At 53.8% G+C, this 11,332-nt stretch carries 10 protein-coding genes; 4 read left to right on the top strand and 6 right to left on the bottom strand.

Going from position 1 to position 11,332, the window contains the following annotated elements; all coding sequences use genetic code 11:
* Window positions 1-465 carry a methyltransferase family protein gene (locus CA13_RS21310; RefSeq protein ID WP_419194657.1) on the top strand — a complete coding sequence of 155 codons (465 nt, stop codon included), beginning with the start codon at window positions 1-3 and terminating at the stop codon, window positions 463-465.
* Window positions 466-585: 120 nt separating this feature from the next.
* On the opposite strand, the gene CA13_RS21315 is transcribed toward CA13_RS21310, so the two are convergent.
* Window positions 586-2,121 carry a hypothetical protein gene (locus CA13_RS21315; RefSeq protein WP_146400067.1) on the bottom strand — a complete coding sequence of 512 codons (1,536 nt, stop codon included), beginning with the start codon at window positions 2,119-2,121 and terminating at the stop codon, window positions 586-588.
* A complete protein-coding gene (locus CA13_RS21320; RefSeq protein ID WP_146400069.1) occupies window positions 2,118-3,149 on the bottom strand; it encodes a GntG family PLP-dependent aldolase in 1,032 nt (343 codons plus the stop codon). Before CA13_RS21320 ends, CA13_RS21315 begins: the two co-directional genes overlap by 4 nt.
* Window positions 3,150-3,361: 212 nt before the next feature.
* Between CA13_RS21320 and hisD the strand changes: the two genes are divergently transcribed.
* From hisD to hisB, 3 genes are all read left to right on the top strand, one after another.
* Window positions 3,362-4,708: a histidinol dehydrogenase gene (hisD, locus tag CA13_RS21325; RefSeq protein WP_146400070.1), complete on the top strand. Its 1,347-nt coding sequence runs from the start codon at window positions 3,362-3,364 to the stop codon at window positions 4,706-4,708.
* Between the two features lie 73 nt (window positions 4,709-4,781).
* Window positions 4,782-5,849 (top strand): histidinol-phosphate transaminase, encoded by a 1,068-nt coding sequence (gene hisC / locus CA13_RS21330; protein ID WP_419194658.1) that lies wholly within the window; start codon window positions 4,782-4,784, stop codon window positions 5,847-5,849.
* Complete coding sequence (hisB, locus tag CA13_RS21335; protein ID WP_146400072.1) at window positions 5,846-6,433, top strand: imidazoleglycerol-phosphate dehydratase HisB; 588 nt, start codon at window positions 5,846-5,848, stop codon at window positions 6,431-6,433. The genes hisC and hisB overlap by 4 nt, the downstream gene beginning before the upstream one ends.
* A gap of 33 nt (window positions 6,434-6,466) precedes the next feature.
* Here the strand turns inward: hisB and truA are convergent, their stop codons facing one another.
* The 4 genes from truA to CA13_RS21355 all read right to left on the bottom strand — a co-directional run bounded on the left by truA (window position 6,467) and on the right by CA13_RS21355 (window position 11,320).
* Entirely contained in the window at window positions 6,467-7,231 is a 765-nt protein-coding gene (truA, locus tag CA13_RS21340) for a tRNA pseudouridine(38-40) synthase TruA (RefSeq protein ID WP_146400074.1), read from the bottom strand.
* 19 nt (window positions 7,232-7,250) lie between these two features.
* Window positions 7,251-8,255 carry an aspartate-semialdehyde dehydrogenase gene (locus CA13_RS21345; protein ID WP_146400076.1) on the bottom strand — a complete coding sequence of 335 codons (1,005 nt, stop codon included), beginning with the start codon at window positions 8,253-8,255 and terminating at the stop codon, window positions 7,251-7,253.
* Window positions 8,256-8,367: 112 nt separating this feature from the next.
* Window positions 8,368-9,576, bottom strand: a complete 1,209-nt coding sequence (locus CA13_RS21350) for a formylglycine-generating enzyme family protein (protein ID WP_146400078.1) — start codon at window positions 9,574-9,576, stop codon at window positions 8,368-8,370.
* Window positions 9,577-9,910: 334 nt separating this feature from the next.
* Window positions 9,911-11,320, bottom strand: a complete 1,410-nt coding sequence (locus CA13_RS21355; protein ID WP_146400080.1) for a S1C family serine protease — start codon at window positions 11,318-11,320, stop codon at window positions 9,911-9,913.
* Window positions 11,321-11,332: the final 12 nt, after the last annotated feature.

Genomic DNA, 11,332 nt, shown 5'->3' on the forward strand with positions numbered 1-11,332 from the left:
GTGCGTCAAACTGTCCTAGCCAATTCGCTCGTCGTTGCACAATTCATCGTTTCTGCGGTGATTGTTTTGTCTGCAAATTGGCAGCCATTCGATTGGCTACCGCTAGTATTGACGTTGCCTGGGATTGGGATTGCCGTTTGGGCATGGCAAACGATCGGGCTGCTAAATGTCCGCATCCATCCAACGCCAACCGAGCAGACAAAGCTTACAACGACGGGGCCCTATCGATTCGTTCGTCACCCGATGTATTCAGGTGTCTTGTGGATGACCGCAGCATTGTTGCTTAGTAATCCTCAATCATGGAGGTGTGCCGCTTGGGGGGGCTTGCTGAGTGTGCTTTACTTAAAAGCAGCGATCGAAGAGCAAGCGATGAGCGAACGATTCCCGAGTTATGAAAGTCTTCAAAAACGAACGGGAATGTTGATGCCACGGTTGGTTCGGAAGGCAAGTTCATCAAACGAATAGGCAGGCGTATCGAGGCCCCCGTTTTGCGTTTGCGACCCATTGTGTTATCTCCAACCGAGTCGGCAAAAAAATAACGATCGGTTTTGGTGCCGGAACTTTTAACCCGTAAAGGTATGTCGTTTAAGGATTGGGAGCAGGGGATGAACGTAATCCGACGGACACATTTCCGAATCCACGAATCGCAAAGCGAGAGTCCAATCGTTTCTTGAGTGCAGATTCAGGACGCCGCGATAAGAGGATGTTTGGATGGTTATCCGCGTTTTCCATATCGATAATTAGCTCGGTATTCGTTAGCTCAACCTGCACATCATCGGCCAACGTATAGGGTCCGTCGACGACATAGCGCAAATAGTCGCCTTTGGTGAGTGATTGGCCGCACAAATCGTTCCCGCGTTGTTCGATCAAGCCAGGGTCAAGCCAAAGTAACGTGCCCGTTGTCACGGATTGGTTTACATGCTCTATCGCGCCTCGCCAATCCTCGCCGCGATGGACAAGCCATTGGCCCCTCATCAACTTTCTCGTTGTGCCTTGATGGGACAAGGTCATTGCAAGTAAGGCAATGTAACCAATGGTGGCGACTGATATTTGGAATCGTGTTGCGAACCCCATCTTCACTCCCTCATCAATCCCCGCAGCGAAGACCCAACCCAACATCGGCAAGCAAGCGACGAGGTAGCGGCGATGCCACAGAGCAGCGATCTCGAAATAGGCTAGCGACCAGAAACAAAGGGTTGCGACCAGGATCACGCTGACAAGCATCCATGGAAAGGATTTGTTGGTTTGAGCGGCGGGTTCGGATTTTTTGTGTCTCCAACCAATGCATGTTCCAAAGGCCAAAACAACGAGCGGAATGATCATCACCGTCCGCCAAGGCCAAAGGTTCGCGATTTGGGAAACCGAAGATGCGGACGCAAAACTCGCCCACATCGCCCGACTATGCCAAGCTTCGGTCATACCGCTCTGCCAAAGCGAAAGGCCAAGCAATACCGCCGCAGTGACCGGTAACAAGTCGATTTTTCGTGGCATCAATGTCGCTCGCCAATCGATCGTGACCCAGCGAATTCCTATCGCAATGGGTAGCCAAACTAGCACACCAAACGACGTGATTTGCAGAACGGCAGCCGCAAAAACCGTAGCAATCAAACCGGCAAACGCAGCCGATTGGCGTCCTGCCTTCGGTGGCAACCGCCACAGGGATGCTGAAAAGAGACAAGCCAGTGTCGAGGCAAGGATCACACCGCCGTAGGGCCGTAGTTCGGTTCCGAAGAACAGGGAATTTGATTCCGCCGCCAGGAAAACTCCCGCTGCGATACCTGCGATAAGACTTTGATGATGCTTTGCCACTGCTAGGAACATCGCACTGCATCCGAGCGAGACCGCAATCACACTGGTCAAACGCATCATCATTTCACTTGCCCCAAACGTTTTGCTCCAGAGCCAAAGCATTTGAAAGTAGGTTGCTTGTTGATGACCGTCGCGGGCTCGCGGGGCGACATTTCCAAACGTATCGCTGATCGTCCACGCCGTATGAAGTTCATCGACCCAGTAGCTTTCTTGCGTTGGCGGCAAGCGAAGGCCGGCACTAAGTGCAAACAGTATGAGCGCAACGAGCCAACGGGTTTTGCCTCGACTGGGTGCGGATGGTTCATCGTTCATGCCAGCGTCGCAATCACTTCGCACGCACGATCGATTTTGTCGGAGTTCACGTCCAAATGGGTCACTAAGCGAATTGCTTGCTCACCGATCGCGAAGCACCGGACTCCCTCTGCGGCGAGCTTTGCGACGATTTGCTCGGCCGTTCCCTGTTTGCGGTCAATTTCGATCGCGACGATGTTAGTATCGATAGTATTCCCACGGATGGAAAAACCGTCCTGAGATGCGAACGCTTCGCCAAGCTGCTGGGCGTGAGCGTGGTCTTCACTAAGCCGGCTTCGGTGGTGTTGTAGCGAATAGAGTGCCCCTGCTGCGATGATCCCCGCTTGTCGCATCGCACCGCCAAATAGTTTTCGGGTTCGTCGCGCTTCGCGAATGAATTCGGTGTTGCCTGCCAGTGCCGAACCGACTGGGGCGCCTAACCCTTTGCTGAAACATACACTTACCGAATCAAACGGAGCCGCTAAGTCGCATTCGCTTTGGTGCGTCGCCGCAGCGGCATTCCAAAGTCGTGCTCCATCAAGGTGAGTCGCCAAACCGTGTTCTCTCGACCAATTGCATGTGTCGATGACGTCGGCTTGCGGAAGGATTCGACCGCCCAGACGATTGTGCGTGTTTTCGAGGCACAGCAATCGGGTGCGGACCGAGTGGTCGTTGTCGGCGTTCACTTTTCCGCACACGTGCTCCCGTTTTAGCACACCGCCCTGCCCTGCGATGGTTTTGGCGACCAAACCCGATAGCGACGCGAAGGCTCCTTGTTCGTAAAAATAGAGGTGGCAATCTTGTTCGCAGATGAACTCGCTGCCACGATCGCAATGCACCCGGAGGGCGATTTGGTTGGTCATGGAGCCACTGGGCATATAGACAGCGGCTTCTTTGCCGAGGATTTCCGCAGTCAATTCTTCAAGCCTTTGGACGGTCGGATCCACATCGATTACGGCATCGCCGACTTCCGCATCAGCCATGGATTGCCGCATCGCCGAGCTCGGGCGAGTCACGGTATCGCTTCGCAAATCAATTTCTTCGTGCATTGTGGATCATTTCGGGGGGATCGTGACTAAACAAATCACATTGTATCGGCTTATGATAGGAGACCAACGTGGGGTAGGTCGGCGTTCCGTCTTTCGGCTGTGGGTCTTTCGGCTGGAGCTGAGTAATCGGCTGGACTGGCCCTTTGGCACGCTCATGCGTGAACTCTCACTTCGTCCCTAATGATTCCATTTAAGTAACCGAATCCGAAACCGTGAAAATTCAACGAGTCGACGCCCGAACTGGGGCTGCCGATATACTACAAACGCTGCGGCAAAAACTGAGTCCTTCGGGGGATGTCGTCAGCCCGCGTGGTCGTGCGCTCACCGAAAAGGTGTTCGGCAAACCGCTGACCCCTACGGAAGTGGTCCAGACGATCTGCCGTGACGTGCAAACCGAAGGCACGCCTGCCCTGCTCCGCTATTGCCACTCACTTGACGGAGCCGATTTGGATGCCGACGGGCTTCGCGTTCCGGCAGACGACTTGGCAAACGCTCATGCCCAGGCGGATCCTGGATTGATCAAAACGATTGGTCGAATCCGAGACAATGTCGTTGAATTCCAACAGGCGATTTTGCACAAGGATGTAACGATCACGCCAAAGCCGGGCGTACGGTTGACGCAGCGTTACGTGCCACTTCGACGCGTTGGCGTTTGTGTCCCTGGTGGCGCGGCGGCCTATCCATCGACCGTCCTAATGACGGTGGTGCCAGCGCAAGTCGCCGGAGTGAGCGAGATTGCCGTGGTTGCTCCGCCGACACCGTTTGGGGCCTACAACAAAGACATGTTGGCCACCTGTCACGAGTTGGGCGTCACGGAAGTTTACCGAATGGGTGGCGCACAAGCGGTCGCCGCGATGGCGTACGGATGCGATTGCGTACCGGCGGTCGATAAGATCGTCGGTCCCGGCAACCTGTTCGTGGCTCTGGCAAAGAAGCTTGTCTTCGGCACGGTTGACATCGATTCATTCGCTGGGCCAAGCGAAGTGATTGTGATTGCGGATTCGACTGCGAAACCAGATTACATCGCAGCCGACCTATTGGCTCAAGCGGAGCATTCGCCCGGATCGGCGATCTTGATCACGTGGGATGAATCGTTGATTGAATCGGTCGATCGGGAACTTGTTAAACAAGTCGCACTTCTGAGCCGAAATGAGTTAACGGTCGATAGTCTTGAAGCGTTCGGTGCTTTGATCCTTGTTCGGGATGAGCAACAGGCATGCGAATTGACCGACCAATTCGCTCCGGAACACCTGCACATCGAAACGGCGAACCCACAAGACCAGATCGCGAAAATCCGTAACAGTGGTGCAGCCTTCTTGGGGCATCACACGCCGGTTGCGCTTGGCGATTATGCCGCAGGTCCGAGTCATGTCCTGCCCACGGGTGGAACGTGTACCTGGGCTGCGGGATTGTCGAGCAACAGCTTTTTGCGAAGCGGAAGTATCACCGAGTTTGATGAACCCGCACTGCGTCAAATCGCTCCTGATGTCGAGCGGCTAGCGGAGAAAGAAGGCTTGACTGCCCACGCCCGCAGCGTGTCGATTCGCCGTCAGGGATAAGATTCGCCGTCAGGGACAAACGGATAAACGCCGTCAGGGACAAACGGATAAACACTGAGAAAGACAACAAAACGTGCCAGATCATCTCGAATTTCGCCCTGCCCTTTCCCGGATGCAGCCCTATACACCCGGTGAACAGTTGGCACCGGGCAAGACCATTAAACTCAACACGAATGAGAATCCGTACCCGCCCTCTGAAGCGGTCGTGGCGGCAATTCAACACGCCGCCGCTGGTGCACTCAACCGCTACCCCGATCCCGTTGCAACCGTTTTTCGCCGAGCGGCGGCAGAGTCACTTGGGCTGCCAGGGCCAGAGTGGGTTTTGGCTGGCAATGGCAGCGATGAAATCTTGACGATTTTGGTGCGGGGATTTGTTGGAGAAAATCAAAAACTGCGTTTGCCATATCCTAGCTATATCTTGTATCGCACATTGGCTGACATCCAAGGCGCGGCGTGGGAACAAATCTCGTTTGACGACGATTGGCAATTGCCGGCTGCTTTTGGCGTTACACCGGACGACGTTCGTTTGGTGTTTCTTCCCAATCCGAACAGCCCCAGCGGTACGGTTTTGTTGCCGGAACAAGTGGAGTCACTCGCCTCAACGATGACATGTCCGCTTGTCGTTGATGAGGCTTACGCCGATTTTGCCGGTGCGAACTGCATTGATTTGGTGAAGAAACACGAGAATATTCTCGTCACTCGTACGCTCAGCAAGTCTTATGGATTGGCGGGGCTGCGGTTCGGATTCCTTGTCGCGCAGCCGCATGTGGTCAAGGAGTTGGCAAAGATCAAAGATAGCTATAACTGCGACATGCTTTCGATTGCAGCGGCAACTGCGGCGATTTCAGGCCAGCAGTGGTTGGCGGACGTTGTCCAGAAAATGAACGCGACACGCGATCAAATGACCATTGGACTATCGAAAATGGGCTTTGATGTCACGCCATCGAAAGCGAATTTTGTTTGGTGTACGCACCCATCGGGCCAGCACCAGGCGATCTACGAATTCTTGAAGAAGAATCAGATTTTAGTCCGATACATGCAATTCCCCGATTGGGGCGACGGACTGCGGATCTCGGTCGGTACCGATGATCAAATTGACGCTTTGTTCATAATGCTTGAAAGCTACCTGAGAAACGTATGACACGCACTGCATCGATCGCTCGCAAGACGGGTGAAACCGACATCAAGCTTTCTGTGAACCTTGACGGTGACGGAGCGGGCACGCGATCATCGGGAATTGGATTCCTCGATCACATGCTCGACCTGCTGGCCAAACATGCGATGATCGATTTGGACATCCAAGCAGTCGGTGACTTGCACGTCGACGATCATCACACCTCGGAAGACATCGGTATTGCTTTCGGGCAAGCCGTCCACGAGGCGCTCGGCAACCGGGCGGGGATTCGCCGCTACGGACACTTTACCTTGCCGATGGATGAGTGCTTGGTCACCGCCGCAGTGGACCTTGGCGGTCGCTATGCGTTTGAGTATCACGCGCCGATCGCGGCAGCCAAGATTGGTACGTTCGATAGTGAGTTAGTCGAGCATTTTTGGCAATCATTCGCTGCCAATGCCAACAGCAACTTGCATGTCGTTCTGCACCATGGTCGCAACGCTCATCACATCGCCGAATGCGTTTTCAAAGCCACGGCCCGGGCGATCCGCATGGCCGCGGAAAGTGACCCAAGAAGCGACGCAATCCCAAGTACCAAGGGTGTGTTGTAGGCCACGAGGGTCTGATCTAGATCATTTTATGATTTAGAATGGTAAGTAGTGGACTTGTTTTAAGAACAATCCATGTGGCGGTGCCGTCGGGCCTGCTGCATCGCGGTTGACCATCGCGATGACTTCGGTGATCCAGGACGGGCTGTGTTTGCCTTTGCCGATTTCCACAAGCGTTCCAACAATGTTGCGAACCATGTTGTAAAGAAAACCATCGGCTTCGACTTCAATCGAAATTCGCTCGCCGTCGATTGGTGATGATGATTCCCGAATGAGCTCGCATGCTCGGATTGTGCGAACCGTGGTTTTTCTTGGACTACGTGATGCTTGAAAGCTCGCGAAGTCATGTTTACCAAGGAAATGCTCACAGGCCGATTCGATAGCTGCCACATCGGTGTCACCGTGAACTTGCCAGCGAAAACGGTGGTCGAATGCGTTTCGGATTCCGCCAAGTTGAAGCTGATACCGATAGCGTTTTCCCTGGGCATCGGCGATTGCATGGAATGAATCTGGGGCGTCGACACAATCCAGTACGACGATCGTAGGCGGCAAGTTGACGTTCATTGCCTTGACTAGATCAGCTGCCGTCGCTCGCCAATGAGGCGTTTGGAAACTGGCAACTTGTGCGAGGGCGTGGACCCCCGAGTCGGTTCGGCCGCTGCCGGTCACAGCGACTCGCTCACCCGTCAATTTGACTAAGGCACGTTCAAGCATCCCTTGGACCGTGGTTCGTCGCGGTTGGATTTGCCAGCCGGCGAAGTCGGTTCCGTCATAGGCAACAGTGATCTTGAACGTGCGCACGCATTTGAGTCCGAATCAGTTACGACCGTTTCATCAATAGTTCGGCAATTTGAACGGCGTTCGTTGCGGCACCTTTACGAAGATTGTCGCTGACGCACCAGAACGCGATGCCGTTGGGGCTGCTGATGTCCTTGCGGATTCGGCCCACGAACACATCGTCTTTTCCTTCGCAATCGCGAGGCATCGGGTACTGATTGTTAGGAAGATCGTCGACGACCGTAATGCCCTCGAATGCTTCAAACAGTTCCTTTGCCTCTTCAACCGAAATGTGTTTCTCCGTTTCCACCAAAATGGATTCACTGTGCCCGTTCGTAACAGGGACTCGGACGCAGGTGGGGCAAACTTGGATGCCGTCGTCCCCGAGAATCTTTTGAGTTTCGTACACCATCTTCATCTCTTCGCTGGTGTAGCCCTCGTACTTGGACGATCCAATTTGCGGAATCAAGTTGAATCCGATTGGGTGTTGGAACGTCTTTGGCGGATGAGTTTGTCCGACCAATGCACTGCGGACGCTGTCGTTCAGCTCTTCGCTTCCCGGCAGCCCCGCACCACTGGTTGCTTGATAAGTGCTAACGACCACTCGCGTGACCCGAGCCACCTGATGTAGTGGTGCCAGTGCAACGACCATTTGTGTGGTGCTGCAATTCGGGCTAGCCAGAATGCCTTCGTGTTTGTTGGCCGCATCGGGGTTCACTTCGGGAATGATCAACGGAACCTTCGGGTCCATACGCCAATATCCGCTTTCATCGACGACCACCGCACCTTCTTTCACAGCGTACGGCACGAATTCAGCCGCGATTTCGTCAGGCGTGCTGCCAATGGCGAGGTCAACATTCTTGAAAGCTCCCGGTGCGAGTAATTCGACCTTGATCGCTTCGCCGTTAAAGCGAACTTCTTTACCGACCGATCGCTCCGACGCGAGTAGCTTAAGCTTCTTAAATGGCAAATTGCGTTGTTGCAATTGCTCTAAAACGATACGTCCAACGGCACCGGTAGCGCCAACAACAGCAAGGGTTTCGTACACAGAGTCTTCTCGAAAAATAATGTTCTTGTAGGGGAGGTCGCAGAGACTTCCCGTTAGGTGAGTTGCGAGGAACTCTCCGCGAGTTCCACGACGCTTGAACCATGAAAATCGGTTACTTGTCGATCGCTTCGATTGCCGCTGGCAGTTCGGGATCAACCAATCCCCAGCCACCGCGTCCGCCCATAATCCGGGATTCTACATCGCTAACGACGTCTTCGGCATTGGGTTCCCAAAACTTTGTAATCAGCTCTTTGTCGAGCGGTTTGTGGGAACGGAAAATGCGAAAACCAATGCCCCGTCCCCAATCGCTGGTGAACCACCATGGGCTACGTGGGAAATTCGGATCGTCGCCTTTCCAAGGTTCATCGTCCGAAGGTAACCGAAACGCACTTCGAAGTTGTTCAGCGTCCATCAAGAAACTGCCGCCGCGTATAACACATTCCGTTGACATGGTCGGCCACGCCACCACATCGATCGCGTTCAAAGGGGCCTTGTCAGCAAACGATTGGTAGCCGTCTTTGGTGAATTGATTCATCGTCCATTCAGCTGCATTGCCATGCATATCGTAAAGGCCGAACGGATTTGGCTCTTTCGTGGCAACGACACCAAGTCCATCGTCGGAATTGTCAAAATACCAAGCGTAATCGTCAGCATCGTCCGCCGAATCGCCCCAGCTATATGCGGAATCTGTGCCGCCACGAGCTGTGTATTCCCATTCGGCCTCGGTCGGCAAACGGAATTGTTGTCCCGTCACACCGCTAAGCCATTTGGTGAACTGTTGGGCTGAGTACTGGGTGATTGTAACGGCGGGTTGGTCGTCCTCTTCGCCATACTCGTAAGTGAAACTAGGGTCATAGAGCTCGGTCGGCGCGGTAATTGCGTCGACTTTGTTGGTGTCATCCACCGCGCGAACGCCGTTTGCTTCGAATTGCTTAAATACCGCATAGAGCTTCATGTATTCGCGATACTGTCCCCATGTCGTTTCGGTTTTGGCTACCCACATCGGATCGACGTTCACCTCAATTTGAGGTCCTTCGCTGTCTTCGCGATCCGCCTCGTCATCGGGGCTTCCAAACTTGAATGTGCCACCAGGAACCGGAACCATGTCGATCGTCACGTCGGTTCCGGGGATTTTTAGAGTGTACGGAATCATGTATCCACCTTCGATTTCCACCGAGGGACCATCAGCAGGCTTCTCTTGGGTGATTCCAACCCTTGCTGAGTCGGGAGCATCCGCTAGGACGGTTGATTGGCAAGAGAGACAAAGAAGTGCCAATGCAAACGCAGTGGTAGCGGTTAATCTAGGAGACAGGCATTTCATAAGATAAATTTGGGGTGGGAGTTGAGTTCACCGGCATTTGCGTCCATCGGCATGGAGCGGGCCGTTCTATTTGGGGTCCGTTTTGTGCCAGGATAGCGAAAAAAACGAAAAACACCCAGGCTGTAAGCCAAGTTTTTGTCCTTGAATTGTTGGCCGAGGTGATGCTTTTTCGAGGAACGTGCGTTGCTCGGGGATCACGTTTCTCACGCATCGGGCGTCGTCTTCGTAACTTCCCCCAACGGGGCTTCACGGAACGCCTCTATCCTAGACGGAGATGCCAGCAGTGCAATTGCCGAAAAATGTTGGTAAACGCGGCATTTGGAAGCAGTTTGACTTACAGTTCTGGGCGAACCCCTAAGCGTACCGGCACCTTAATCTTTTCGTCCCTGCGGTAGAATTCCACTTCGACAACCGTATTAGCGGTTGAATCACCGATCATTCGCATTAAATGCCCGACATCCGCAATCGGTTGCCCGTTGACGCCGACAATCAGATCGCCAACCTTCAACCCTGCACGGGCTGCCGGTGATTTGGAATCGGTTACTGCACTGACCATCGCCCCTCGGATTCTCGCGTCGGAGCCGATCAATTGATCATCCTCCACATCCGCTAATCCGACGCCGAGCCAGCCCCGTTCAACTTTGCCTGTGGTTTTGAGTCGCTCGTAGACTTGCCGAACGACGTTACTGGGGATCGAGAAACTTACTCCTTGGTAAGTATCACCTACAATCGCAGTGTTGATTCCCACGAGTCTTCCGCGAGAGTCGACCAGTGGCCCACCGCTGTTGCCGGGATTGACCGCAACATCGCTTTGCATGAAATCCTGGTACTGAGTACTTGCGCGAACCATTCGGTGCTTGCCGCTCAAAATACCGAACGTGACGGTACGATCAAGTCCGAACGGACTTCCTACGGCCCACACCGGCGAACCGACTCGGCATCGATCACTATCGCCCCAAACAATTGGCATCAAGCTGTTTGCACTGACTTTCAAAACTGCTACGTCGGTCAAAAGATCGGTCCCAACCACGGTAGCTTCCACACGACGCCCATCACTCAGCGTCACTTGGATGTCCTCGCCATCCATAATTACGTGGCGGTTGGTTACCAAATATCCTGCTTTGTCGACGACCACTCCACTGCCTTGATCTGCAACCATCAACGCTTCGGAACGCATGACTTTGGCGATCGAACCATGGTCCGGCTCTGAGTGGCGTGACACATTGATATGCACGACGCTCGGTCCCACCGCAGCGGTGACCATTTGATAGGCTTCGCTCAAGCTATCGAGCGAAACATTCTTCAAGCCTTCGTTACCGGTGTCGTATTCGGCTCGCAATTCGCCACGGTGCCAAGCGTAACGTATCTCTTCGACAATTTGGGGGACTGCGAATCGAGCCGCTGCCAACATGACCGCCATGGTGGTCAGGAGCATCAAGCTTTGAACAATTGGATCCGATCCGCGAGCTTGCGAACCGGTTTGAGAAAGCGACTTATCCCCCTCAGCCGGTTTTTCGCTTTCGTCAGACGCCGGCGTCAATCGATGTACCGGAGGTGGAACCACTTTAGTGGCAACTCGTATTTCACCGGTTAAATCGCACTCGTCTGTATCAAAGAGATTTCCGCTTTCAACAATCGTGTCTTTGGTCGAGTCAAATCGCAGTTCCTGAAAATCATTGACATAGTCAGATTCGTCGAGAGGATCGATTGAGCTTTCGTGGGGGTGATCACTACGGGGATTCAAAACACAAACTCC

This window comes from Novipirellula herctigrandis (assembly GCA_007859835.1).
Taxonomy (GTDB): domain Bacteria; phylum Planctomycetota; class Planctomycetia; order Pirellulales; family Pirellulaceae; genus Novipirellula_A; species Novipirellula_A herctigrandis.

Bases quoted from the DNA above. Each gene is read 5' to 3' on its own strand.
- CA13_RS21320 (WP_146400069.1), bottom strand. From the start codon at position 3,149: ATGCACGAAGAAATTGATTTGCGAAGCGATACCGTGACTCGCCCGAGC.
- CA13_RS21350 (WP_146400078.1), bottom strand. From the start codon at position 9,576: ATGAAATGCCTGTCTCCTAGATTAACCGCTACCACTGCGTTTGCATTG.
- CA13_RS21315 (WP_146400067.1), bottom strand. From the start codon at position 2,121: ATGAACGATGAACCATCCGCACCCAGTCGAGGCAAAACCCGTTGGCTC.
- hisB (WP_146400072.1), top strand. From the start codon at position 5,846: ATGACACGCACTGCATCGATCGCTCGCAAGACGGGTGAAACCGACATC.